Annotated in this window: 18 protein-coding genes; 3 read left to right on the top strand and 15 right to left on the bottom strand. The window is 58.7% G+C overall.

The window, feature by feature from the left end; all coding sequences use genetic code 11:
* Positions 1-10: 10 nt before the first annotated feature.
* Positions 11-1,477, bottom strand: coding sequence for an IMP dehydrogenase (gene guaB, locus B3X29_RS09645; RefSeq protein ID WP_114314245.1), 1,467 nt, complete (start codon positions 1,475-1,477; stop codon positions 11-13).
* 159 nt (positions 1,478-1,636) lie between these two features.
* On the opposite strand from guaB, the gene xseA reads away from it, so the two are divergent.
* Positions 1,637-3,010 (top strand): exodeoxyribonuclease VII large subunit, encoded by a 1,374-nt coding sequence (gene xseA, locus B3X29_RS09640; RefSeq protein ID WP_159340056.1) that lies wholly within the window; start codon positions 1,637-1,639, stop codon positions 3,008-3,010.
* Positions 3,011-3,015: 5 nt separating this feature from the next.
* Here xseA and B3X29_RS09635 read toward each other — a convergent pair whose 3' ends face one another.
* On the bottom strand, positions 3,016-4,146 hold the full coding sequence (locus B3X29_RS09635; protein WP_159340055.1) for an MFS transporter: 1,131 nt from the start codon (positions 4,144-4,146) through the stop codon (positions 3,016-3,018).
* Positions 4,147-4,301: 155 nt separating this feature from the next.
* Between B3X29_RS09635 and B3X29_RS09630 the strand changes: the two genes are divergently transcribed.
* Complete coding sequence (locus B3X29_RS09630) at positions 4,302-5,321, top strand: M4 family metallopeptidase (protein WP_159340054.1); 1,020 nt, start codon at positions 4,302-4,304, stop codon at positions 5,319-5,321.
* Complete coding sequence (locus tag B3X29_RS09625; RefSeq protein WP_103180702.1) at positions 5,322-5,672, top strand: protealysin inhibitor emfourin; 351 nt, start codon at positions 5,322-5,324, stop codon at positions 5,670-5,672.
* Here the strand turns inward: B3X29_RS09625 and B3X29_RS09620 are convergent.
* The 13 genes from B3X29_RS09620 to B3X29_RS09560 all read right to left on the bottom strand — a co-directional run bounded on the left by B3X29_RS09620 (position 5,669) and on the right by B3X29_RS09560 (position 25,324).
* Positions 5,669-5,890, bottom strand: a complete 222-nt coding sequence (locus B3X29_RS09620) for a zinc ribbon domain-containing protein (RefSeq protein WP_103180703.1) — start codon at positions 5,888-5,890, stop codon at positions 5,669-5,671. The two genes, B3X29_RS09625 and B3X29_RS09620, sit on opposite strands and share 4 nt — an antisense overlap.
* A gap of 52 nt (positions 5,891-5,942) precedes the next feature.
* Complete coding sequence (locus B3X29_RS09615; protein ID WP_159340053.1) at positions 5,943-6,980, bottom strand: Gfo/Idh/MocA family oxidoreductase; 1,038 nt, start codon at positions 6,978-6,980, stop codon at positions 5,943-5,945.
* Positions 6,981-7,041: 61 nt separating this feature from the next.
* The gene (locus B3X29_RS09610; protein WP_103180705.1) at positions 7,042-8,595 is read right to left on the bottom strand and encodes a peptide MFS transporter; all 1,554 of its coding nucleotides are present in this window, start codon (positions 8,593-8,595) and stop codon (positions 7,042-7,044) included.
* Positions 8,596-8,895: 300 nt separating this feature from the next.
* A complete protein-coding gene (gene der, locus B3X29_RS09605) occupies positions 8,896-10,368 on the bottom strand; it encodes a ribosome biogenesis GTPase Der (protein WP_103181122.1) in 1,473 nt (490 codons plus the stop codon).
* A gap of 110 nt (positions 10,369-10,478) precedes the next feature.
* Complete coding sequence (gene bamB / locus B3X29_RS09600) at positions 10,479-11,657, bottom strand: outer membrane protein assembly factor BamB (RefSeq protein ID WP_159340036.1); 1,179 nt, start codon at positions 11,655-11,657, stop codon at positions 10,479-10,481.
* 10 nt (positions 11,658-11,667) lie between these two features.
* Entirely contained in the window at positions 11,668-12,288 is a 621-nt protein-coding gene (locus tag B3X29_RS09595; RefSeq protein WP_103180707.1) for a YfgM family protein, read from the bottom strand.
* A 13-nt stretch (positions 12,289-12,301) separates the two neighbouring features.
* Positions 12,302-13,576 (bottom strand): histidine--tRNA ligase, encoded by a 1,275-nt coding sequence (hisS, locus tag B3X29_RS09590; protein WP_103180708.1) that lies wholly within the window; start codon positions 13,574-13,576, stop codon positions 12,302-12,304.
* Positions 13,577-13,667: 91 nt separating this feature from the next.
* Entirely contained in the window at positions 13,668-14,786 is a 1,119-nt protein-coding gene (gene ispG, locus B3X29_RS09585; protein ID WP_103824628.1) for a flavodoxin-dependent (E)-4-hydroxy-3-methylbut-2-enyl-diphosphate synthase, read from the bottom strand.
* Between the two features lie 30 nt (positions 14,787-14,816).
* Positions 14,817-15,824 (bottom strand): cytoskeleton protein RodZ, encoded by a 1,008-nt coding sequence (gene rodZ, locus B3X29_RS09580; protein ID WP_159340035.1) that lies wholly within the window; start codon positions 15,822-15,824, stop codon positions 14,817-14,819.
* A 292-nt stretch (positions 15,825-16,116) separates the two neighbouring features.
* Positions 16,117-17,283: a bifunctional tRNA (adenosine(37)-C2)-methyltransferase TrmG/ribosomal RNA large subunit methyltransferase RlmN gene (locus B3X29_RS09575; protein ID WP_103180711.1), complete on the bottom strand. Its 1,167-nt coding sequence runs from the start codon at positions 17,281-17,283 to the stop codon at positions 16,117-16,119.
* A 169-nt stretch (positions 17,284-17,452) separates the two neighbouring features.
* Positions 17,453-17,884, bottom strand: a complete 432-nt coding sequence (gene ndk / locus B3X29_RS09570; RefSeq protein ID WP_039029721.1) for a nucleoside-diphosphate kinase — start codon at positions 17,882-17,884, stop codon at positions 17,453-17,455.
* A gap of 155 nt (positions 17,885-18,039) precedes the next feature.
* Entirely contained in the window at positions 18,040-20,364 is a 2,325-nt protein-coding gene (gene pbpC, locus B3X29_RS09565; protein ID WP_159340034.1) for a peptidoglycan glycosyltransferase PbpC, read from the bottom strand.
* A 1-nt stretch (position 20,365) separates the two neighbouring features.
* Positions 20,366-25,324 carry an alpha-2-macroglobulin family protein gene (locus B3X29_RS09560; protein ID WP_159340033.1) on the bottom strand — a complete coding sequence of 1,653 codons (4,959 nt, stop codon included), beginning with the start codon at positions 25,322-25,324 and terminating at the stop codon, positions 20,366-20,368.
* Between the last annotated feature and the right edge of the window lie 9 nt (positions 25,325-25,333).

Here is a 25,333-nt window from a genome sequence, read left to right as displayed (position 1 = left end):
TGGAAATTTATCAGGAGCCCATGCGGTAGTTCGGGGACTCTTTGGTGATGGTCACGTCGTGAACGTGACTTTCCTGGATACCCGCACCGCTGATACGCACAAATTCCGCTTTGGTACGTAACAGGTCAATAGTACCACAGCCGGTCAGGCCCATACAGGAGCGCAGGCCGCCCATCTGCTGGTGGATGATCTCTTTCAGGTAGCCTTTATAGGCCACGCGGCCTTCGATACCTTCCGGCACCAGTTTGTCAGCAGCGTTGTCGGTCTGGAAGTAGCGGTCGGAGGAGCCTTTGGACATCGCGCCCAGAGAGCCCATTCCACGGTAAGATTTATAAGAACGACCCTGGAACAGTTCGATTTCGCCCGGAGACTCTTCGGTACCGGCCAGCATGGAACCCACCATTACCGCTGCCGCACCGGCCGCGATCGCTTTCGCGATATCACCAGAGAAACGGATACCGCCGTCAGCGATAACCGGAATGCCGGTGCCTTCCAGCGCTTCTACCGCGTCGGATACCGCAGTGATCTGCGGAACGCCCACGCCGGTCACGATACGGGTGGTACAGATGGAGCCTGGGCCGATACCCACTTTCACTGCGCTACAGCCCGCTTCAGCCAGGGCACGCGCGCCCGCGCCGGTTGCCACGTTACCGCCGATGATCTGCAGGTCAGGGTATTTTGCACGGGTCTCACGAATACGCTGGAGAACGCCTTCGGAGTGGCCATGAGAGGAGTCGATCAGCAGCACGTCAACGCCCGCCGCAACCAGTGCGTCAACACGCTCTTCGTTGCCCGCGCCTGCGCCTACCGCTGCGCCAACGCGCAGACGGCCATGCTCGTCTTTACAGGCGTTCGGTTTACGTTCTGCTTTCTGGAAGTCTTTAACGGTGATCATGCCGCGCAGGTGGAAGCTGTCGTCCACAACCAGCGCTTTTTCAACGCGCTTTTCGTGCATTTTGGCGAAGACCACGTCGCGGGATTCACCTTCACGTACGGTGACCAGACGCTCTTTCGGGGTCATGTAAACGCTGACTGGCTGGTTCAGGTCGGTGACGAAACGCACGTCACGGCCAGTGATGATGCCCACCAGTTCGTTATCGGAGGTGACAACCGGATAGCCTGCAAAACCGTTACGTTCAGTCAGCTCTTTCACTTCGCGCAGGGTGGTGGTTGGCAGAACGGTTTGTGGGTCGGTAACGATGCCAGACTCATGTTTCTTCACGCGGCGAACTTCTTCCGCCTGACGCTCGATAGACATGTTTTTATGAATAAAGCCAATGCCGCCTTCCTGAGCCAGGGCGATAGCCAGGCGCGCTTCCGTCACGGTGTCCATTGCCGCGGAGAGCATAGGAATGTTCAGGCGAATGGTCTTGGTTAACTGCGTGCTGAGGTCGGCAGTATTCGGCAGAACGGTGGAATGAGCGGGAACGAGGAGGACGTCGTCAAACGTCAGTGCTTCTTTAGCGATACGTAGCATGGGCAATATCTCTGACCTGGGTGGTTAAATATTGCCGTGGCATTATACAGAGCGTAACCGATTGCATCCACACTTTTTTATAAATAATGCTTGCGATTGCCTCTTATCAGGTTACTATCGACTGAATAACCTGCTGATTTAGAATTTGATCCCGCTCACATGTTATCCTCTCAATCCCCCTCAATTTATACCGTCAGCCGCCTGAATCAGACGGTCCGCTTGCTGCTTGAGCAGGAAATAGGCCAGGTGTGGATCAGCGGAGAGATCTCCAATTTCACCCAGCCGGCGTCCGGTCACTGGTACTTCACCCTGAAGGACAACACCGCCCAGGTGCGCTGCGCGATGTTCCGCAACAGCAACCGCCGGGTGACCTTCCGGCCGCAGCACGGGCAGCAGGTGCTGGTTCGCGCCAGTATTACCCTGTACGAGCCGCGCGGTGATTATCAGATTATCGTTGAGAGCATGCAGCCTGCGGGGGAAGGGCTTCTTCAGCAGAAATATGAGCAGCTGAAAGCCGCGCTTTCCGCAGAAGGGCTGTTCGATCAGCAGTACAAACAACCGCTCCCCTCCCCCGCCCACTGCGTGGGAGTGATCACCTCGAAAACCGGCGCCGCGCTGCATGACATTCTGCACGTCCTGAAACGCCGCGACCCTTCCCTGCCGGTCGTTATCTATCCGACCGCGGTACAGGGCGATGATGCGCCGGGTCAAATTGTCCGCGCCATTGCGCTTGCTAACACCCGTCAGGAGTGTGATGTGCTGATTGTCGGGCGCGGCGGTGGCTCGCTGGAGGATCTCTGGAGCTTTAACGACGAACGGGTGGCGCGGGCAATTTTTGCCAGCCGGATCCCGGTAGTCAGCGCCGTCGGCCATGAAACTGACGTCACTATCGCCGATTTTGTTGCTGACCTGCGGGCCCCCACACCGTCTGCCGCGGCAGAAGTGGTAAGCCGTAACCAGCTTGAGCTGCTGCGCCAGCTGCAAAACGGCCAGCAACGGCTGGAGATGGCGATGGACTATTTCCTCGCCAACCGCACCCGTCGCTTTACCCAGCTTCATCATCGTCTGCAACAGCAGCACCCGCAGTTGCGCCTGGCGCGCCAGCAAACCGTGCTGGAACGTCTGCGCCAGCGGATGAACGTGGCGGTGGATAGTCAGCTTAAACGGGCGGTGCAACGCCAGCAGCGCGTTACCCAGCGCCTGAACCAGCACAACCCGCAGCCGCGTATTTACCGCGCGCAAACCCGCATTCAGCAGCTGGAGTATCGCCTTGCGGAGAATCTGCGTGCCCGCCTGAGCAGCACCCGCGAGCGTTTTGGTAATGCGGTCACCCACCTGGAAGCCGTCAGCCCGCTCTCAACCCTGGCGCGCGGCTACAGCGTGACCACGGCAACCGACGGCAAAGTGCTGAAGCAGACGAAACAGGTTAAAGCGGGGGATGTGCTTACTACCCGGCTGTCAGATGGCTGGGTGGAAAGCGAAGTGAAAGGCGTGACGCCGGCCAGAAAAACCCGCGCCCGCAAAAAGGGATGACGCGATTAATTCCGGGGGGCGGGACTCACCATCACCATCGCCAGCGATAACGCGGAGAAGGCCAGCAGCGCCCACGCCGCGCCGACAAATCCATACAGCTGGCCAAAGAGCACCGAGCCGATAATCTGCCCGACCGCCAGCATCAGGAAGGCGACGCTGACTCCGGCCGCAGGCGAAGGCTCCGCGACCCGCGCCCCCTGAACCAGCAGCACGCCGGATAAAATCACATATCCCGCCCCGCTCATCGCCACCACCGGTACCAGCCACCAGGCAAAGCCCTTGCTGAAGGCCAGGGCAATCAGCGACCCCGCCATAAAGATCTGCGATCCGCGATAAACCCCGCGCATGCCGATGCGTTTCGCCAGGCTGCCGGTAAATACGGCGGCCACCCCAGCCCCGCCGCTCACCAGCCACAGGATGTTGGTGGCGGCGTCATCCAGACTGGTATGGCGCTGCAAAAGCTCGGGGCCAAAGCTCCACCAGGCGGCGCTGGCGATGCCGCTGACCAGCGCAATAGCGGAGAGCCGAATCATCCCCGGTTTATGCATCAGGCTGCGCCAGCCCGGGGTCGTTTCGCCCGCCCTTCCCGCGCGGGGCAGATAGCGCCAGACGGGAAGAAGAGAGGCTAACGCCAGCAGGGCAAAGATCGCGCAGGCAACCCGCCAGCCTCCCGGCACAAAAAACAGCACCGGCACCGACAGAATGATGCCACCGCTGGTCCCGGCATTGATAATGGTGTTCACCTGAGTTTGCCGCTCGGGGTTAACCCCGATGCTTACGGCCCCTGCCAGGGCGGGAGACGCCAGCCCCGAACTGAGGCCAGCAATGAACAGGCCCACGGCCAGCACCGGCGGCGAAGGGGCGAACGCCAGAATCAGCAGCCCGGCCGCCGCCGTTAAGGCCGCCAGAACCGCCGGCAAGCGCGGCCCGAAGCGCTCAGTGAGAGACGAGGCGAAAAAAACCGACAGGCAATAGGCCCCGTAGCTGCAGGCGGCAATCAGGCCCGCGGCCTGCGGCGAGAAAGGGATAGCCTGCCGGATATCCGGCAGCATGATGCCCCATGAAAAGCGCGCCATCCCATAGGTGATAGCGATCAAGGTAAATCCTGTGATGGCCAGAGCCAGGTTTTTCTTCATGCCGTTCCTCGCGTTGGGTCGTTAAAACCTAAACCCTGTGCGCCGGGTGCGCCACTTTTTCGCCCCGCGACTTGTCCGACTTGCCTGCCGTTTTGCTGCGATGGCATACACTTAAGCTGTTGCTTTTTTCGGCATTGCCATAACAGGAGAGACGCATGACCCGAACCTATAGCGTGATCCCGCCCTATATCCTTCGCCGTATTATTGAGAGCGGCTCTGAGCCGCAGCAGCGCTGCGCTCGCCAGACCCTGACCCATGTCCAGACGCTGATGGCCCACATGCCGGGCAAACCTGTCGCGCCGCACGTGAACAGACCCGGGCAGCTGGAGCGGGACATTTACGACGCCAGGCAGACCCAGGAGCTGCCGGGCACCCAGGTGCGCTATGAGGGGCAGCGCTCTAACGGCGACGTGGCGGTGGACGAAGCCTACGATTATCTGGGCATCACCCATGATTTTTTCTGGAAAAACTATCAGCGTGACTCCCTCGATAACAAAGGGCTAATCCTCACCGGTACCGTGCATTATGGCCGGGAGTATCAGAACGCCTTCTGGAACGGGCAGCAGATGGTCTTTGGCGACGGGGACGGTGAGATTTTTAACCGCTTTACCATCGCCATCGACGTGGTCGCCCACGAGCTGAGCCACGGCGTCACCGAAACCGAAGCCGGGCTTATCTACTTTGAACAGTCCGGGGCGCTGAACGAGTCGTTATCTGACGTTTTTGGTGCGCTGGTGAAGCAGTATCATCTTAAGCAAACCGCCGATAAGGCCGACTGGCTGATTGGCGAAGGCCTGCTGGCAGAGGGCGTTAACGGCAAGGCTCTGCGTTCCATGTCCGAGCCGGGCAGCGCCTACGACGATCCACTGCTGGGCAACGATCCGCAGCCGGGGCATATGGATGATTTCATTAAAACCCGTGAGGACAATGGCGGCGTTCATCTGAACTCCGGCATCCCTAACCGCGCCTTTTACCTGGCGGCCACCGCCATTGGGGGCTATGCCTGGGAAAAGGCTGGCTACGCCTGGTACGATACGGTGTGCGATCGCAACCTGGCGCAGGACGCGGATTTTGCCGCCTTTGCACGGCTGACCATCTATCACGGAGAGAAACGCGCCGGCGGCGACGTGGCGGCAGCCATTGAACAGGCCTGGAAGAGCACAGGAGTACTGTAAATGCAGATCCCGGAACTGACGGATGACGCCGTGGTTGAGCTGGCCCGCGAGGGCGGCGTCGCTTTTATTCCTAAGCTGAGCGGCCTGCGGCGTATCGCCCTCTCGGAACTGAACGAGCAGCAGCGCCAGCGGGTGGTAGCGATCCTCGACCAGGCGCTGAACCTTGGCCAGCCGCCCGGCCAGGCATCATCACCGGGGCGAGGGGATCAGCGCTATTTTCGCATCCAGATCGTCTGGACCCGGCACAACCAGGCGCAGTATACCGACGTGATCCTGCTGGTGCCGGAACAGGAAGCCCCGCCCTCGCTGGTGGATTTGTGGCGTAAGGGCGAAGACTGCGTCTGCGATTAAGCGCCGGGCAGGACGAACTCAACGCGCTTTTTCGAGATCAGGCCGTGGCCGTTCTGGCAGAAATAGTCCACCGCACCGCAGGCTTTTAACACCTCGAGCGGCTTATGGCACTCCGGGCAGCGCGCTTCCAGGGCAATATCCTGGTTGCAGTTTTCACAATGCGCCACGCCGTTTTGCGGTTCAATCTCCGCATGGCAATCCGGGCAGGTAATCGACATGATGACTCCTTGAAAGGATATTCAGTACGCTGTTGATTTTAACACGATGCGCTCAGTGGGGGCCACGTAGCTGTTGCTGTAATGTCAGCAGGCATGTTACTTCCTCCAGCCGACGTTGCGTTGTGCGGCTCACCTCCTGCGGGGCACGTTCAAACAGGCTCTGCTCCCCCAGGATATGCTCCGCCAGACAGTGGGCGTAAATCGTGCCGCCAAAACGCCAGCTCTGAACAACCTGCCCCTTATCAATGAGCTCCAGCACATCTTCCGCTCCGCGCCGGTCGTGGCTGAGGATACGGCCGTCACGCAGATAGAGCCGCAGCCCTTTTTGCCCGCCGCTCGGCCCCGCATATTTGTTGAGCCAGATATCCATCGGCACGCCGCTAATCTGCCCCTGAAGATGCGCCTCGCCTTCCGCGGTGGTCAGGTCGCCTTTAGCGATATCGCGCCCCAGCCGATCTCTGGCGGTCACCACCTGCAAGGCCAGATCCCCACTGCCGCCCAGATAGCGCACCGTTTCGCGCATCATCGCCAGTACGTGCGTGCCGATATCGAGGATCACCCCATCCGGGTGGCGAAGCGTCCGGGTATCCGGCTCGCCGGTGGCAAAGTTAAGCGCGACAGGTTCCCCCGCCGCGTTAAACCCGCTCGGCTCCTGCAAAAAGCCCTCGATCCTGACGATGTCAGAGAAGGAGCCGATCAGCTCCAGACGTATCAGATGAATGCGCGCCATCCAGTGATCGAGCGCCAGCACCCGGGAGGCCGCCTCCGGCCTCGCCAGCAGCGATGTCAGTTTTTCGGCCTGGGCAAGCGTGGCGACAATCGGTTTTTCGACCACAATCCTCGATATGGAGGAGGCCAGCGCCTGCTCAAGCACATCCAGATGGTGTAGTGATGAGGTCGTGATAAAAAGCGTATCGAGGGGGCGGGCAAGGAGGTCGTCGAGCGCAGGAGATCGGGTGATGCCTGCAAGGGTCTTTGCGGGCTGGATATCAAACCCCAGAGAGTGGAGTGAATCACCAAAGGTATTTTGTAGTGCGGGCAGGTAGGCGGTTTCAACCACCGCGCCAAGCCCGACAAATCCAATCTGCATCTGTTACCTCTTTCGTTGCATTGCCGGGGCGTAACACCGCCCCGGCCAGGAAAGGTCAGATTCAGGCGTTGGTTACGGGTTTCGGCTCACTTTTCGTTTGCGCATTTTCCAGCATACGACGCACCGGAACAATGAGCACCGTCAGAACAGCGGCACAAATCAGCAGGGCAATGGAGCAGCGCGCGAAGAGGTCCGGCAGCATATCCAGCTGGTCGGCCTTCACGTGCCCGCCAATCAGGCCCGCCGCCAGGTTGCCCAGCGCGCTGGCGCAGAACCACAGCCCCATCATCTGACCGCGCATTCTTTCCGGGGCCAGCAGGGTCATGGTCGCCAGACCAATCGGGCTCAGGCACAGTTCACCGAGGGTCAGCATCAGAATACTGCCCACCAGCCAGAATGGGGAGACACCCGCCCCACCGTTACTGAGGACATTCTGCGCCGCCAGCATCATCAGGCCAAAGCCCCCTGCCGCGCACAGAATACCGATCACGAACTTGGTGATGCTGCTCGGACGAATATTGTTTTGCGCCAGTTTAGGCCAGGCCCAGCTAAAGACCGGCGCCAGCAGAATAATAAACAGGGCGTTAATTGACTGGAACCACACGGCCGGGATTTCAAAATCGCCGATCATGCGATTGGTGTAGTCGTTCGCAAACAGATTGAACGAGGTCGGCTTTTGCTCGAACGCAGACCAGAAGAAGGCCGCAGAGACCAGCAGAATAAAGCAGACCAGCAGTCTGGCGCGCTCTTTCCGGTTCAGGCCGGCAAAGGCAAACAGCCAGATGAAGTAGAGCGCCACAGAGGCGGCAATCACATACACCAGCACGCTGGCAACGGCGACCGGGTTAATGACAATCACGCCCTGAGCAATCAGGGTAACAATAATCGCAATACCCACTGCCAGTGCCAGCAGCCAGCCGCCGACACCGTTTTTCTTCGCAACCGGGCTGTTCCAGGTGGAGTCCAGCCCCACTTCACTGTCGTAGCGTTTCATGGCCGGTACGGCAAACAGGCGGAAGATGACCAGCGCCACCAGCATCCCGATGCCGCCGATACCAAAGCCCCAGTGCCAGCCGTGGGATTTAATCAACCAGCCGGAGATCAGCGGCGCGATAAATGACCCCATGTTGATGCCCATATAGAACAGCGAGAAGCCGCCGTCACGACGCGCATCGCCTTTCTTATACAGGGTGCCGACCATTACCGAGATACAGGTTTTAAACAGGCCCGAACCAAGGACAATAAACATCAGGCCGATAAAGAACAGGTTGTTACCCATCACCGCAGAAAGCGCAATCGACAGGTGGCCGAGCGCAATCAGGATCGAACCGTACCAGACCGCTCTTTGCTGGCCGAGCCAGTTATCCGCCAGCCAGCCGCCCGGCAGCGCGGCCAGGTACATGGTTCCGGCGAAGATACCGACGATAGCGGAGGCATTTTCACGGGCCAGCCCCATGCCGCCATCATAGACGGTGGCCGCCATAAAGAGGATCAGCAGCGGACGGATACCGTAAAACGAGAAGCGCTCCCACATCTCCGTGAAGAACAGCGCGCCGAGCGGATAAGGATGGCCGAAGAAAGTTCGGCTTTCGTTTTTATTAACAGAGGATTGCATAATTCTCCCGAGATGATGTGTCGTCGTACTTGTTAGCACCGGAAGTCAGCCGCCCCGTTAGCATTCGGGTGGCTTTTTTACATCCGGCGAAATGTTATTTAACCATTTGATAACCTGAAGCAACTTTTGTCCAGCCCCTGGTGCACCACCAAAAGATGAAAGTTCGACAATCATCTTATTTCTTAGATTTTATGTTGGATAAACATGAATAGTGATTGACATCACATCAATAATTATTCGTTCCTGTCAGGCATAAAAAAACCCGCGACAGGCGCGGGTTTTTTGGCAGAGCAGCAAAGATTATTTGCTTTTCTTGATGTGTTTAATCAAACGCTTACGTTTACGCATCTGGTTCGGCGTCAGGGTGTTGCGTTTGTTAGCAAACGGGTTATCCCCTTCCTTGAACTGGATACGGATCGGCGTACCCATTACGTCCAGCGATTTGCGGAAGTAGTTCATCAGGTAACGTTTGTAAGAATCGGGCAGATCCTTCACCTGGTTACCGTGAATCACCACGATCGGTGGGTTATAACCACCGGCGTGCGCATACTTCAGCTTCACGCGACGACCACGCACCAGCGGTGGCTGGTGGTCTTCTGCCGCCATGGTCATGATGCGGGTCAGCATCGCGGTACCGACACGGCGGGTAGAGCTGTCGTAGGCTTCGCGTACGGATTCAAACAGGTTGCCGACGCCGCTACCGTGCAGGGCAGAGATGAAATGCACACGAGCAAAGTCGATAAAGCCCAGACGGAAGTCGAGGGTCTCTTTCACCTGCTCACGCACTTCATTGCTCAGGCCATCCCACTTGTTGACGACGATAACGAGTGAGCGCCCACTGTTGAGGATAAAGCCGAGCAGGGAGAGATCCTGATCGGAGATGCCTTCACGGGCATCGATAACCAGCATCACCACGTTGGCATCTTCAATCGCCTGCAGGGTTTTGATTACCGAGAATTTTTCCACTACATCGGTGATTTTGCCGCGCTTACGCACGCCCGCGGTGTCGATCAGCACATATTCACGCTCGTCGCGCTGCATCGGGATGTAGATGCTGTCACGGGTCGTGCCCGGCATGTCGTAGACCACCACGCGGTCTTCACCGAGAATACGGTTAGTAAGCGTTGACTTACCGACGTTTGGACGGCCCACAATCGCCAGCTTGATCGGCAGATCCTGTGGATTGAAGTCGTCTTCAGGCTCTTCTTCGCCCTCTTCGCTCTCTTCAAACTGCGCCCAGTATTCCGCGTCTTCATCCACTTCTTCTGGCGGGTTGATCTCATCAACAAACGGCAGCAGCGCGGTTTCCAGCAGGCTGGTCACGCCACGACCGTGAGAGGCGGCGATCGGGTAGATATCACCCAGGCCTAATGACCAGAAATCGGCCATCGCCTGGTCGGCATCGATACCGTCAGTTTTGTTCGCCACCAGGAACGTTGCTTTTTCACGTGAGCGCAGATGCTTGGCAATAGCCGAGTCGGCAGGCATCAGGCCCGCGCGCGCATCGACCATAAACAGCACGATATCGGCCTCTTCGATCGCCAGCAGGGATTGCTCCGCCATGCGGGTTTCCACGCCGTCCTCTGTACCGTCGATACCACCGGTATCGATACAGATAAACTCACGACCTTCCACTTCTGCACGACCGTACTTACGGTCACGCGTGAGCCCCGGGAAATCCGCAACCAGCGCATCACGGGTGCGTGTTAAACGGTTAAAAAGAGTGGATTTTCCAACGTTCGGGCGCCCGACAAGCGCGACCACAGGTACCATGTTTAAAGCCTCATAAAATTCGATATCACGTCGCATTTGCGGCGTTTTTTAAAAAATCAAAACGGCCCCTGAAGCAACAGGAGCCGTTGAGTATACTACAACCGCGGTGATTAACGCGTGATCGCGTACAGCGTGCCGTCTTTTGCCTGGATCAGCAGTTTACCGTCAACCGATACCGGCTCGGTCAGGAAGCCGGAACTGTCGACCTTCTCCTGCGCGACAAAACGACCGTTGCTCGGGTCAATCCAGTGCATATAGCCTTCGCTATCACCCACCACCAGGCTGCCGTTATAGAGTGCCGGCGCGGTCAGCAGACGGTGCAGCAGATCGCTTTGCGTCCACAGCGTCACGCCGCCTTCAGTGCTCAGGGCCAGCACGCGATCGTTCTGATCGACCAGGTAGATGCGGTTGCCGTCAACGATGAAATCGTTCACCGAGCCCAGCTCACGTTTCCACATGATTTGACCACTACGCAGATCCATCGCGGTCAGGTTGCCGTTATAGGCCAGCGCATACACAACGCCATTCACGATAACCGGCGTGGTATCGACGTCGCTCAGACGGTCGATTTCGGTCGGACCGGTAGCCTGAGAGATACGCTGCTGCCAGATCAGCTGACCTTGCTGCATCAGTACGGCGCTAACGCGACCGTTATCACCGCCGACAATGGCGGCGCCAAACGCGGTAGCCGGAGCCGATTCGCCGCGCAGGGAGAGCGCAGGCATATCCAGGTTCACGGTCCATTTCACCGCGCCGTCAGTTTCATTCAGCGCCTGCAGCTGACCGTTTGCGGTATGCACCAGCACCATGCCGTCGCTGACGACCGGACGAGAGAGCGATTCGCCCGCCACGCGGGTCTGCCAGGCAATGGAGCCATCGCTGGCGTTAAGAGCATAGACCTGTGCCTTCTCGCTGCCGATATAGACATGGCCACCGGCGACCGTTACACCACCGGAGAGCAGCGCAGGCGTGCGTGACAGCCAGCCGCTTTTTTCTGCGAGGTTAACCGACCACACTTCTTTGCCGTCGTCGGCATTCAGGGCTTTCACCGTGCCTTTACGGTCAGCCGCATAGACAACGCCGTCCGCAGAAGCCGGATGCAGGTTAGAGTAGAAATCACCAATCCCGTCGCCCACGGAGATGCTCCAGGCGGTAGAAGGTTCAAACTGGTTTTCAACCGTCGGCAGTGGCGACATGGTCACGACATCTTCTTCACCGCTGAACAGTGAACAGCCGCTCAATAACGTAACGGAAAGCAGTCCTGGCAGAAGTAATTTACGCAATTGCATCGGGTCCCTCTCAGACGGACAAATTATTTATTTTCATCTGCAGCATTTCGCTCAGCGCTGGCGAGGCGTTACTTTTCACGCCCGCTTCCCACGCGCTGCGCGCGCCCTGTTTGTCACCTTTGCTCAGCAATGCTTCGCCACGCAGGTCGGCAACAATGGCGGCGTAACCTTCACCTTTAACGCTGTCCAGCGTTTTCAGCGCGTCGTCAGTTTTTTTCTGCTGAACCTGAATACGGGCGAGACGCAGGTTGATAACCGCTTTCAGATTATCGTCGCTTGCTGATGCCAGACCCTGCTGCAGCTGGGCTGCCGCTTTGTCCAGTTCATTTTTATCAACAAACTGCTGAGCCACTTCCAGGGAAGCCAGCGCACCGTAGGTGTTTTTGTTGTCTGCGGCAAATTTCTCTGCCGCCGCCAGCGTTTGTGGCTGATCGGCGCGGATTGCGCTAACGGTATTTTCATACTGTAAGGAAGAACCACGGGCAGAGTCGACCTGATGATTGTTCCAGTAACGCCAGCCCACCAGGGCGCCAACACCTAAAATGACCCCAACAGCCAGGGCTTTGCCGTTTTCAGCAAAGAAGCGTTTAAGTGCATCAACCTGGTCGTTTTCGTTCTCGTAAATTTCCACGCAGTCCTTCTCCTTAGCCCAGTAGAGTGCGCAAGTGCGCCGCAACGCCGTCCTGCGTTACCGTTGTTTGCTCACCAGAGCGCAGATCTTTCACTACCACTTCGCCGTTAGCCACTTCTGACTCGCCAAGTACCAGTGCGATACGCGCGCCCCACTTATCGGCACGGGCGAACTGTTTTTTAAAGTTGCCGCCGCCGTGGTTGGTCATCAGCTTAGCCTCCGGGAGCGCATCGCGCACGCGTTCGGCAAGCTGCATTGCCGCAGACTGCGTTTCCGCGCCTGAGGCTACCAGGTATATATCGACAACAGGATCGGCTTTAAATTCCGGATTAACTGCCTGAACTAACAAAACAAGTCGCTCAAGGCCCATGGCGAAGCCAACGGCAGGTGCAGGGCGACCGCCTAACTGCTCAACCAGACCGTCATAACGGCCACCGGCACAGACAGTCCCCTGGGAACCCAGGCTGGTAGTGACCCACTCAAAGACGGTGCGGTTATAGTAATCCAGGCCACGTACCAGGCGCTGGTTAACCGTATAGGTAATACCAGCAGCTTCCAGCAGTTTGCACAGACCAGCAAAGTGTTCGCGGGAGTCGTCATCCAGGTAATCACCCAGCGCAGGCGCATCGTTCAGCAGCGCCTGCACGTCCGGGTTCTTGGAGTCCAGCACGCGCAGCGGGTTGCTGTACATACGACGTTTGCAGTCTTCGTCCAGCTTCTCTTTGTGCAGTTCCAGGAAGGCCACCAGCGCATCGCGGTAGTTCGCGCGCGCTTCAAGAGAACCGATAGAGTTCAGCTCCAGCGTAACATGTTCGGCGATGCCCAGCGCACGCCACCAGCGCGCGGTAAGCATGATCAGCTCAGCGTCGATATCCGGACCCTGCAGGCCAAAGGCTTCGACACCCAGCTGGTTAAACTGGCGGTAGCGACCCTTCTGCGGACGTTCGTGGCGGAACATCGGGCCGATATACCACAGGCGTTGCTCCTGATTGTACAGGAGACCATGCTCGATGCCGGCGCGAACACAGCCCGCCGTACCTTCCGGACGTAAAGTCAGGCTGTCGCCGTTACGATCCTCAAAGGTATACATCTCTTTTTCAACCACATCGGTCACTTCGCCGATAGCGCGCTTGAATAACGGGGTCTGCTCTACAATCGGCAAACGGATTTCGCTGTAACCGTAGCTGCCGAGCACCTGCTTCAGGGTGCCTTCAATGCGCTGCCAGATGGCGGTCTCGGCAGGCAGATAATCGTTCATGCCGCGAATGGCTTGAATATTCTTTGCCACGTTTGTTCTCTTTCTATAGACAAAAATGAACCCTGGGGTTCATAACCGAAGGGTTCAATCATACACAGGAAGCATACCGCTTCCCATCACGTTATTTTTCGACCTGGTGCACGCTGATGCGCTGCGCTTCATCAAGCATGGTCGCTTTGGCGCGGATTCGGGCTTCAAGCTGATCGATCATGTCGCTATTATCCAGACGATCTTTGCGAACGCCATCTTCATAGAGACCACTTTTCTTGTTGCCGCCCGTTACACCAAGCGTTGACACCAGCGCTTCACCCGGACCGTTTACCACGCAGCCGATAATCGAGACATCCATTGGGGTGATGATATCTTCCAGACGCTGCTCAAGGGCATTCACGGTACCGATGACATCAAACTCCTGACGCGAACAGGTCGGGCAGGCGATAAAGTTGATGCCACGGGAGCGGATACGCAGGGATTTCAGAATATCGAAACCGACTTTGATCTCTTCGACCGGATCGGCGGCCAGCGAGACGCGCAGGGTATCGCCAATGCCTTCGTTCAGCAGCAGGCCGAGGCCAATGGCTGACTTCACCGCCCCACTGCGCGCGCCACCGGCTTCGGTGATCCCCAGGTGCAGCGGCTGATCGATCTGCTTCGCCAGCAGACGATAGGATTCAACGGCAAGGAAAACATCAGAGGCTTTCACGCTGACTTTGAATTGATCGAAGTTCAGGCGATCGAGATGATCCACATGACGCATGGCCGATTCCAGCAGCGCCTGCGGCGTCGGTTCGCCATACTTTTCCTGCAGATCTTTTTCCAGAGAACCGGCGTTTACGCCGATACGGATGGGGATGTTTTTATCGCGGGCGCAATCCACCACCGCACGAATACGCTCTTCGCTGCCGATATTGCCGGGGTTGATACGCAGACAATCGACACCGTATTCCGCCACTTTCAGCGCGATGCGGTAATCGAAGTGAATATCGGCAACCAGCGGAACAGAGACCTGCTGCTTGATGAGTTTGAATGCTTCTGCCGCATCCATCGTTGGCACGGAAACGCGAACAATGTCCGCACCTACGCGTTCTAACGCTTTGATCTGATTGACCGTCGCTTCCACATCCGTGGTGCGGGTGTTGGTCATCGACTGAACGGCGATGGGCGCACCATCGCCGATTGGCACATTTCCGACGTAAATACGTTTCGATTTTCTACGTGGAATAGGAGCCTGGTTATGCATGAAAAATCTCCCGCGTTGCCTGTCCGTTACTTACTGTGCTGCTGATTGTTCGGCATTTACGGTCAGACGCGCAACCTGGTTAGTTCTGATAAAACGGCTCAGATCGACAGGTTTACCCTGGAACTGGATCTGGACCGCAGCCGGAGCACCAATCTTGAGTTTGTACGGCGCCTGGCCTGTCAGGTTTAAATTACCGTCTTTACGCTGCAGACCGCTGAACAGCTTTTTGCCCGTCGCATCGGTCACTTCCAGCCAGCAGTCGGCGGTGAAGTTCATCACCAGCGCGTTCGGGTCAACAGGTGCTGCCGACACGCCTGCCGGATCGGCAGGTAAGGTCTGAGTGGCATCCGCCGTCGCTGCAGGTGCGGTTGCAGGTGCAGTCTCGACGTTAGCCTGAGAAGGCGACACCACCGCATTGTCTGCCGGTGCCAGCGCCGTCTGATCCGCGGCTGGCGCAGCAGTTTGCGCCGTTGCCATATCCTGAGTGCCGGTTGCTGGCGTCTGTGAATCGCTGGCGCTTGCAGAGGCGTCGGTATTCAGCGGGATGCTCTGGGCACCATCGCCCGCTGAGTTATTGAGCTCGGCGGAAGTTTGATCGGCCATGGTGGTGATCTCTTCCTGCTGCGCTTTATGGTTCTGCCACCACCACGCGCCCGTCAGGCCGATGACCACAAACAGCACCAGCCAGGTGAAACTCATCAGCCAGCCATCACGTTTTTTACGGCGTTTGCCCAGCGAAAAACTCTGCATCGGCGCGACTTTCGCCGCTCTGACCGGTGCCTGTTTTTCCATCATTGGCAGCAGTTCGTTTTCAGGGATATGAACCAGTTTCGCATAGGAGCGGATATAACCACGCAGAAACGTTGAAGCAAGATCGGCAGGAGCCTTATCTTCTTCAATATCGCGGACCGTGGAAACCTTCAGACATAAGCGCTCCGCAACGACTTGCTGGCTTAGTCCAAGTTGTTCACGGGCGTTACGAAGACGTACGCCAGTGGAAAGTGCTGCATTTTGGTCGTGAGTGGCTTCAGTATTCATTCGCTACAACTACTGGTACGTGAAAAGTGAGTATCCTGGCGCCGGTGAGTCACAATGCCACCTGCACCGCGAAACTTCTGGTCAGTTAACCTTAGTAACCCCGCCCAATGCTGTCAGGTTATCGTTGACAGAGGCGGTCTGGCAGTGAGGCTAAACTGTTGTTGCATCGTTACATACTGCCTCAAAGTCATATAAAACGCACCGTAATTATTACCCATATGCCGGCGCAATGACTGTTTATTCGCATCCGTAGCCGCCACGGCGCAATAGACGCGCCGTGACGGCATAATAATTACACGGACTTGATCGCGATGGCGTCGCCCTGCATGCGTTTACGCAGTGTACGCTTGGTGCGGTCGATAACATCACCGGCCAGCTGACCACAGGCGGCATCAATATCATCACCACGGGTTTTACGCACGATAGTGGTAAAACCATACTCCATCAGAACCTTGGAGAAACGGTCGATACGGCTGTTTGAGCTACGGCCATACGGCGCGCCCGGGAACGGGTTCCATGGGATCAGGTTGATCTTGCACGGCGTGTCTTTCAACAGTGCCGCCAGCTCGTGGGCGTGTTCGGTACCGTCGTTGACGTGATCCAGCATGACGTACTCAATGGTGACGCGACCCTGGTTGGCGTTGGACTTCGAAATGTAGCCACGAACCGAGTTCAGGAAGGTCTCAATGTTGTACTTCTTGTTGATGGGCACGATCTCATCGCGGATGGTATCGTTTGGCGCATGCAGCGAAATCGCCAGCGCCACGTCAATCATATCGCCGAGCTTATCCAGCGCGGGAACAACGCCTGAGGTAGAGAGTGTGACGCGACGTTTGGAGAGGCCAAAACCGAAGTCGTCGAGCATGATTTCCATCGCCGGAACCACGTTGGTCAGGTTCAGCAGCGGCTCGCCCATCCCCATCATCACCACGTTGGTGATTGGACGGGTGCCGGTGATTTTTGCCGCACCGACGATTTTCGCCGCACGCCACACCTGGCCGATGATCTCTGACACGCGCAGGTTACGGTTAAAGCCCTGCTGCGCCGTGGAGCAGAATTTACACTCCAGCGCACAACCCACCTGGGAGGAGACGCAGAGGGTAGCGCGATCGTCTTCCGGGATATAAACCGTTTCAACACGCTGATCGCCAACCGCAATCGCCCATTTGATGGTGCCGTCAGCGGAACGCTGCTCTTCCACCACTTCCGGCGCGCGGATTTCGGCCACTTCTTTCAGCTTGTTGCGCAGCACTTTGTTGATGTCGGTCATCTCATCAAAGTTGTCGCTGCAATAGTGGTACATCCATTTCATGACCTGGTCGGCACGAAACGGCTTTTCGCCCATCTCTTTGAAGAACTCGCGCATCTGCTGACGGTTCAAATCCAGCAGGTTGATTTTTCCATTTTTATTCGGAACCGCAGGAATGGCGACTTCGGAGGTGTTAACTAATTCAGACATAATATATTCCGGCCTCGTTGTTACACGTTATGGCCCGTGGAGGGTTGAAAAGAAACGCCCCGGAAAGCGATCGGCTCATCCGGGGCGTTACATTGTACAAAGTCTGGTGCAGGGATGCCACGTTTGCACGCGGCATTTACGAAAATAATGTGTAAACGAAACCGTTATATTAACGGGTACGTGGACACACTTCGCCTTCCGCGAAGAAGTAGGCGATTTCGCGTTTAGCAGATTCTACGGAGTCGGAACCGTGGGTGCCGTTCTCGGTGAAGCTGTCAGCGTAGTCTGCACGCAGTGTACCTGCCAGCGCGTTGTCCGGGTTAGTGGCACCCAGCAGATCGCGGTGACGCTGAACGGCATTTTCGCCTTCCAGGACGGAAACCACGATTGGGCCAGAGGTCATGAACTCAACCAGGCCGTCGAAGAATGGGCGACCTTCGTGCTCAGCATAGAAACCGCGAGCCTGCTCAACGGTCAGATGCAGCATTTTGGTACCAACAATTTTGAACCCTGCCGCTTCAAAGCGCGCAAAGATGCTGCCAATAACGTTTTTTGCCACCGCGTTTGGTTTGATGATGGAAAAAGTACGTTCAATAGCCATGATTACCTCTGTGATTTGTTCTGTTGTTTTGCATTCATGCGAAATATATGGCGCGGATTATAATGAGCATTGGCGCCATTGCCTATGGATGCATGTAACATTTTTTTAAAATAAGACGAGTTTTAACAACAGATCCTCGTCAAAACACCTTTTATCTATTGCAGCGTGAAATCCACAGTCGCCACCTGCCCCGCCTCATCCATTACCAGTAGCTGATAATCTCCTGCATTTACAAGCTGCAACGTATACATTCGCCCCTGGACATTCAGCGGTTCGCCATTAAGAAACCACCAGCGCGGTCCCTCGCTGCCGCTGACCAGCAGAGGCAGCGAGACGCGCGACTCCCCCGGCAAACGCTTAATCACTGCCCCCTGACGAATGCCGGAGAGCAGCAGCGGCGCCGGGAAGGTCTGACCGAGCGGCGGACAGGTTGCAGACGCGGGCGGGATGCGGGCAGACCGTCGCTCTGCCTGGGGCAGCCACGGCTCCAGCGGCAGCGGCCAGACGTCGACGCTTTTTTCCTGCGCCTGCGGGCAGTCTGCCGCCACCCGCTTACCGCTGTTATCCAGCCAGATCGGAAAATGAATGCCGCGGATGCCCTCCTGCTCCGGCAGTAACAGCGTCGGCGGTTGGCTCCCTTCGAGCAGCCACGTCGCGAGTCGACGGCGGCAGTTGCTGTCCCCGTCTGGCAGCGACTGCCCGCCCGGCCAGCAAATCACCCCGCGGCTAACGGAGGCCGGGCGCGGATCGCGCGGCAGACGCGCCTCATCCAGCGCCGATCGCGACTGCAGCAGGTTATTAACCTGATTTAACACCGGCACGGCGCTGGCAAAACCAAACTGGCCGGCCACCGGGGTGCCGTCCGGCCTGCCGGTCCAGACCCCGATGACGTAGCGCGCATTCAGCCCAATCGCCCACGCATCACGATAGCCATAGCTGGTGCCGGTTTTTATTGCCAGGGGCACTACCTGAGCAAGCGCGCTGTCGGGTAACGGCTGCGCCTCACTGGCAAGAATGCGTCGGATGATCCACGCGGACCCAGGCGAGAGTAGAGGCCGTTCCAGCAGCGGGTCGTCGGGTTTCAGGCGCAGCTTCCCTGCCCGACCCTGACGGGCAAACGCGCTGTATGCCGCGGCGATATCCGCCAGACGCGCCCCGGCGCCCCCGAGAATCAGGGACAGATTCGGCTGAGCCCCCGCAGGCAGGAGAAGCGGTAAACCAGCGTTACGCAGCATTCCGGCAAACTTCTTCGGCCCGTAGGCCTCCAGCACCTGGACGGCGGGCAGGTTCAGGGATCGCACCAGCGCTTCGCTCATGCTCACTGGACCGTGAAAGCCGCTGTCAAAGTTACCCGGACGGTAATCGCCGGTGCGTCGCGGCACATCCTGCAGCAGCGAGGCGGGATGGATCAGCCCCTCATCCATCGCCAGGCCATAGATAAAGGGCTTCAGCACCGATCCCGGGGATCGGATCGCGCTGATCATATCCACATGGCTGAAGCGGCTGTCGTCGTTGATATCGACCGATCCCACCCAGCCGCGCACCTTCATATCGGTATGATCCAGGACGATCATCGCCAGCGAGCTGCGGGGCGGCAGGCGGGATTTCCAGTTCAGGGCCAGCTCCTCCAGCTGACGCTGCAGCGTGGCATCCAGCGTCGTCACCACTTTGCTGTCGCGGCTTTTGCCCAGCATCATGCGCGAGAACAGCGGCGCCAGCTGCGGCATCTGGCGTGGCGCCAGCCAGACGGGCTCTTCCTGCGACTCTTTGACCTGGCGGGCGGACCAGACGCCCTGGGATGCCATCCGGTTGAGCACTTTGTTACGCGCCGCCTCTGCCCGCTGCGGCCAGCGATCCGGTCGCAAACGGCTCGGCGCCTGGGGCAGAACGGCAAGCAGGGCGGCTTCGGAGTAGCTCAGTTGCGCAGGGGATTTTCCCAGATAGGCCCAGCTGGCGGCCCCCACCCCCTGTAGCGTGCCGCCAAACGGGGCGCGGTTCAGATAGAGCGTCAGGATCTCAGCTTTGGAGAGGTGCCACTCCAGCTGGAGCGCCCGCCAGAGCTGGCGCACTTTGCCCCCCAGCGTACGGGAATGCGGATCCAGCAGTCGCGCCACCTGCATCGTCAGCGTGCTGCCGCCCGAGATCACCTTTCCGGCCAGCAGATCCTGCCAGGCGGCGCGCAGAACAGAGAATGGGTTAACGCCGGGATGATCCCAGAACCAGCGATCTTCATACTGGATCAGCGCCTCAAGATAGCGGGGTGAAACCTCTTCGATGGTGACCGGATAGCGCCAGATCCCGTCGCGATCGGCAAATCGCCACAATGGAATGCCCTTTTCATCCACCACCACGCGGGCAGGGTTGACCTCGTGTAACGGCAGCGGCCACAGGCGATCGGCAGCCACGACAGCGCCCCATAGCAGAAGAAGCGCTCCCGCCAGCCACAGCCAGCGGGAGCGTAACAGAGAGCGGCGCTGCACGTTACGGAACGACAGTTAGCGGGCCGCTGGCCGCACCCGTTGCCCGCCACTGCGGTACGTACATGGATTCCACCATCGGTACCGGCACCGTGTAGGTTCCCGGGGTGACGGCACGGGCCAGATAGACCAGCGTCACTGTCTCATAATTTTTCACCGACACGGCGGCGACAAAGCGATCGTCACGGAACTCCATATGCTGAATGTCGGCCTGCTGCATTTGGTTGAGCAGGTTTTGTACCTCGCTGCCGCTCTCCTGCAGGCTGGCGCTGCTGCTGGCGAGGTTCTGGTTTTCCAGCTCCAGCCCCGCAGGCAGCAGATCCACCACCAGCGCATCCGGCACGTTCTTGCTGGCGCGCACGGTCAGCCAGACCAGCACCAGTTCCCCGCTTTTCAGGGAGGAGAGCGACTTGCTGCTGCCATCGGTGGCCAGAATCTGCCGTTCAATTTTCAGCACGTTCGAGGCGGGCTGCGGCGCGTATTGTGGGTAGCCGCTGCTGTCCAGACGCACCCACAGCGGTGCAGTGCCGGTATTGGTCACCTGCAGGGCGGCCAGTTGATCGGCATTAAGATTTTGCACCTGCGGTTTGTCTCCCCGCATATTGCCTTCTTTAAACGACGTGGTGGCCTGCCACTCTCCGGTGAGTTTCTGTACGGAACGCCCCGCCAGGAACAGAGCGTTACTCTCCTGCGTTGAGAGCCAGCGCTGGCTGTACGCCTGCTCAGAAAGCACATTCAGCAGCGTATTCTGAGCGTTCGGCAGCAGTTTATACTCTTCCAGCAGGCTGAGCATCATCGCGTTATCGCGAAGCGGGCTGCCGTAATCGGCCAGCCAGCTTTGCGTTTCGCTGCGCGGCGTTTTGATTGCCAGATCGAGCGCCTGCTGGCTGCGCGGCGCATCCCCCATCAGCTTCAGCGCCAGGCCAAGCTGCATCAGCGGCAGGCCCGATTTGGCCTGACCATGACGATCCCAGATTTCACGCAGCGCCCCCAGCGGCGCTTTTTGCTGACGAGCCAGCACCAGCGCGGCATAGGCCTGGATGGCAAATTTGCTGGCGGTGGTGTTCTCGCTGTAGCGGACAGCCATCATGCCCGGGTCCTGCAGATAGCGCAGCAGGCGGTTGTTGGCGTTGGTAATGGCCTCAGCCGGGACGCTGTAACCCTGCTCGCCCGCCCGCACCAGGAAATCAGTGACGTAGGCGGTGAGCCAGTACTCTTCCTCACCGTTTTTATCCCACAGGGCAAAGCCACCGTTGTCACGCTGCATCTGCAGCAGGCGGGAGATACCGATCTCAATAGCCGCGCGACGTTTTTCGTCGCTGTCACCCTTAATCCCTAACGCGCTCAGCTGGGCGGCATTGGTATACAGAGACGGGAAGAGACCGCTGGTGGTCTGTTCCAGACAGCCATACGGATAGGCCTGCAGCTCACGAATGTAGCGGGCCAGGTTGAGCGGCGGCTTGCCGCTGAGCAGAAGCTGCCCCTGTAAGGTCACCGGCGAGAAATTCGCCAGGTGCTGTTCCGGCGCATGCCAGCTTTCGCCCGGATTGAGCATCGTGCCGGTGTTCACCGTCTGCGCCGGGAATGCCGGGCGCACGCCGATTTTCCAGCTCTTCTGCTGCGGGGCAAAGGTTTCGCCGGGCAGCGTCAAGCCGTTTACCTGCGCGACGATTTCGCCCTCGCCGTAACCCTCCAGCGCCCGCACAGGAATAAACAGCGTCGAGCGTTCGCCCGCGGCCAGTGTAACCGGCTGCGGCTGGGCCCCTTCCAGCGCCAGATTACCGCCAGCGGTCAGGGCGACGTTCAGGGTCTGCGGACGATCGGTGAGGTTAGTCAGATCCAGCGTCAGCCTGGCGCTATCGCCGCTGGCCAGGAAGCGCGGTGTGTTTAGCTCGGTGATCACCGGTGCGGCAACGATGATTTTGCTCTCGCTACTGCCAAAATCATCATCGGTCCACGCCTGGGCCATCAGACGCAGCTCGCCGTTAAAGTCGCCAATGGGTAACGAGACGGTGCCCTCCCCGTTGGCGTCCAGCTCTACCGGCTGCGCCTGCTGGGCGATAATGGTGACGTGGTTAACCGGCGGTTTGCCGCCGCGCTTGAGCTCATCGCCGTCGCCGCCAAAGCGCAGCGACGCCAGACGCCCCTGGCCTTCAATCACCTGGCCGTAGATGTCGTAGATGTCCGCGCCATAGCGCTTCTGGCCAAAGAACGCCTGCCACGGATCCGGGGTGACGTAATCGGTAATGTTGAGTACGCCGCTGTCCACCGCCGAAACCAGCACGTTAATTTTCTGCGGGGTCGTCCCCTCTTTCACGCTGGCTTTCACTTTCACCGTCAGCATCTGGTCAGGACGCATTTTGGGCGGATTTTCCAGGGCGATGCTCAGGCGACGGTTCTCATCGCCCATCGGCAGATGCAGTAAGCCCACAGCTCGTTTTGGCGTGGCCGATTTGGATTTATCGCCGGGGCGAACCACCAGCGTGGAGAGGTAAAGATCGTGACGTTTCCAGGCTTTATCTACCGGGATCGTCATATCCAGCCCTTCAGCCGGGACGTCGATCTCTTTCCACCACAGCGGCCCTTCGCTGGATTCGATCATCGCGTAGCCTTTACCTGCCGCCGGGGCGGCAATGTGCAGCTTGATGGTATCCCCTGGCTGATAGGCCGGTTTGTCCAGCTTCAGGGTGACGCGATCTGGCCGGGCCGCGCCGGAGCCGTCGCTGTTATCCTGCCAGCTGTAGCCCGCCCAGAAGCGCACGCTGCTCACCGCCTCATCCGGGGCTTTCACCTCCAGACGGTAGGAGCCCCACTCCACCGGGAAGCTCACTTTCCCCGTTTCGCCCGCGGCCAGATCCAGCGCCTGCTCGCCTTCGATCAGATCTTTTTGATCAAACTGCGACTGCCAGCCGTCACTTTCCGACCAGGTCCAGGCGTAGTCCCGACGTTCGCGGATCAGGCGAACCTGCAGACCAGAAACGGCTTTTTTCGCCCCGCTGGCATCAGCGTAGACAATATCGAATCCGGCCTGGCTGTTCTCCTCCACAATCGGCTGGTTGACGGTGGTATCGGTGCGGTAGTCATAGACCGCTTTGCTGGCGAACTGCGGACGGATGCCCGGCAGGGTGGCCGCTGGCCAGACGGCCTGTTCCGCCCGGCGGGTCACCGGACGTCCGCCGGACTCCAGCAGGCTGGCCTGCAAAATAACCTGCAGCGGGGAGTGCGTCTCTTTCCACTGGCTTTCGCTGGTCACCTGACCCTGCCCTTGTTCGTCCAGGGTCAGCTGCACTTCGTCGAGGCTGCGGCTCAGGTTCTCTTCGGCGATATCGCCAAACTGGAAGCCCGGCAGTGCGGCCACGGCGTCACGCAGCGGGCGTAAAAAGAGCTGTCCTTGCAGGCTGTTGCCGTTGGCGGGAGCGCCGTACAGGTAATACCCCGTCACGTCGAACGCGACATCATCCTGCGGCGCAACCGGCGCTTTTTGCCCGGTAAGATTCAGCGCCATGCGCTCTGGCATAAAATCTTCGACGTGGAAATCCCACATCCGCTGCTGGTTATCGCCGGTACTGGCGCGCACATGCCACATGCCGGTCTGCGCCCCGCTATCAAGGGGATAGTTAAAGCGATAGAGACCGTTTTCCGGCTGGCTGACCACGGTACGTGCCACCTGGCCGTCCGGGCGTAATACCTCCAGCTTCACCGGCTGGTCGGGCAGCGGTTTGCCGTCGCTGTCGCGCAGCAGGCCGTTGAGGATCAACGTTTCGCCCGGGCGATAGAGATCGCGCGGACCAAACATAAAGAACTGCTTGTTCAGGCCTGGCGCGCCGGAGATGGCAAACTCCGCCAGATCCAGCGCCGGAAGGGTGAGATCCAAAAGCGTGGTCTGCCCATCTTTACGGGCGAGAAGCAGCGCGGCCGCTTTATCTGTTTGCAACGTCGCGTGACCGTCGGCATCGCTCGACGCCTGGGCCAGCGTTTGCCCTTTATCGTTAAGCAGCAGCACCTCAATGCCCGACTGCGCCGCGCCGTTCTCCAGGCTCTGGGTAAAGATATCCAGTCGGTTATGGTAGCGGTGGGCGGAGAGACCAATATCGCTGAGGGTAAAGAGCGTGGCGGCGTTGCTGTAGTTATAGTGCCCGGCCTGATTCATCACCGCGATGTAGACCCCCGCCTGCTGTAGCGGCTTGATCTCCGCCAGCGGCAGCAGCAGTTTCTCGCGGGTATTGCGCGCCGGGTTAAGGTCGAAGCGGCCGGTATAGACCAGATCGGCCATCTTCAGCAGGTTGTCAGATTCCCAGTTGGTAAGCGAACTGCGGTACTCCCACTGGCTGACGAACGCGGCCAGGGACTCGGGTTTGACCCGGTAGAAATTCACATCGACGTTGTTTACGTTCAGCGCCATTACCGGCAACCCTTCTACCACCTTGCCCGGCAGCAGCGAGCCGCGGCTGGCGAAGCCCACGGTCGGCTCAATATCGCGGGTGGTGATGGTTTTTTCGATATCGCTGCCCAGCGTGGCTTTATTCAGCCCAAGCAGCGCGCCCTCGACGGTGACCACCAGATTCCGGTTTGGCTCCAGATGGCGCAGGCGCAGCTCCTTCAGGTTAGGCGCCAGCTCCCATGCCCCATCAACCTTGCCGCTTTTTTTGTCCACCACGTGCACGGTGCGGGCGAAATCCTGGGCGGGATCGAGGGGAACCGAGAAGGTCAGCACCAGGGCTGCCGCGCCGTCGAGCTGGAGCTCTGAAGCATCCAGCAGGGTCAGCGCCTTGCCCTGGCTCTGCGCTGCCAGTTTTTCCAGCGTGGCGCCGTCAGGCTTCGCCGGGACAGTCGGTTGTGTGGTGGATGCAGCCGCCGCAGCGGGCGCCTGGGGTTTGGGCTTATCGTCACTGTTGTCACAGCCGATAAGCGCCAGTGAAGTGAGCAGCGCTAATGAAAGTGCGGCGAAGCGAAACGGTTTCATCCTTTATCC

Origin of the sequence: Leclercia sp. UBA5076 (assembly GCF_002416465.1) — a bacterium.
In the GTDB taxonomy this organism is placed as follows: Bacteria; Pseudomonadota; Gammaproteobacteria; order Enterobacterales; family Enterobacteriaceae; genus Enterobacter.
Note: the sequence above shows the minus strand (reverse complement) of the source record. Positions and strands in the feature narration are given on the sequence as shown.

Excerpts from the sequence above, each read along its gene's own strand:
- guaB (WP_114314245.1), bottom strand. The coding sequence starts at position 1,477 with ATGCTACGTATCGCTAAAGAAGCACTGACGTTTGACGACGTCCTCCTC.
- xseA (WP_159340056.1), top strand. The coding sequence starts at position 1,637 with ATGTTATCCTCTCAATCCCCCTCAATTTATACCGTCAGCCGCCTGAAT.
- B3X29_RS09635 (WP_159340055.1), bottom strand. The coding sequence starts at position 4,146 with ATGAAGAAAAACCTGGCTCTGGCCATCACAGGATTTACCTTGATCGCT.
- B3X29_RS09630 (WP_159340054.1), top strand. The coding sequence starts at position 4,302 with ATGACCCGAACCTATAGCGTGATCCCGCCCTATATCCTTCGCCGTATT.
- B3X29_RS09625 (WP_103180702.1), top strand. The coding sequence starts at position 5,322 with ATGCAGATCCCGGAACTGACGGATGACGCCGTGGTTGAGCTGGCCCGC.
- B3X29_RS09620 (WP_103180703.1), bottom strand. The coding sequence starts at position 5,890 with ATGTCGATTACCTGCCCGGATTGCCATGCGGAGATTGAACCGCAAAAC.
- B3X29_RS09615 (WP_159340053.1), bottom strand. The coding sequence starts at position 6,980 with ATGCAGATTGGATTTGTCGGGCTTGGCGCGGTGGTTGAAACCGCCTAC.
- B3X29_RS09610 (WP_103180705.1), bottom strand. The coding sequence starts at position 8,595 with ATGCAATCCTCTGTTAATAAAAACGAAAGCCGAACTTTCTTCGGCCAT.
- der (WP_103181122.1), bottom strand. The coding sequence starts at position 10,368 with ATGGTACCTGTGGTCGCGCTTGTCGGGCGCCCGAACGTTGGAAAATCC.
- bamB (WP_159340036.1), bottom strand. The coding sequence starts at position 11,657 with ATGCAATTGCGTAAATTACTTCTGCCAGGACTGCTTTCCGTTACGTTA.
- ispG (WP_103824628.1), bottom strand. The coding sequence starts at position 14,786 with ATGCATAACCAGGCTCCTATTCCACGTAGAAAATCGAAACGTATTTAC.
- rodZ (WP_159340035.1), bottom strand. The coding sequence starts at position 15,824 with ATGAATACTGAAGCCACTCACGACCAAAATGCAGCACTTTCCACTGGC.
- B3X29_RS09575 (WP_103180711.1), bottom strand. The coding sequence starts at position 17,283 with ATGTCTGAATTAGTTAACACCTCCGAAGTCGCCATTCCTGCGGTTCCG.
- ndk (WP_039029721.1), bottom strand. The coding sequence starts at position 17,884 with ATGGCTATTGAACGTACTTTTTCCATCATCAAACCAAACGCGGTGGCA.
- B3X29_RS09560 (WP_159340033.1), bottom strand. The coding sequence starts at position 25,324 with ATGAAACCGTTTCGCTTCGCCGCACTTTCATTAGCGCTGCTCACTTCA.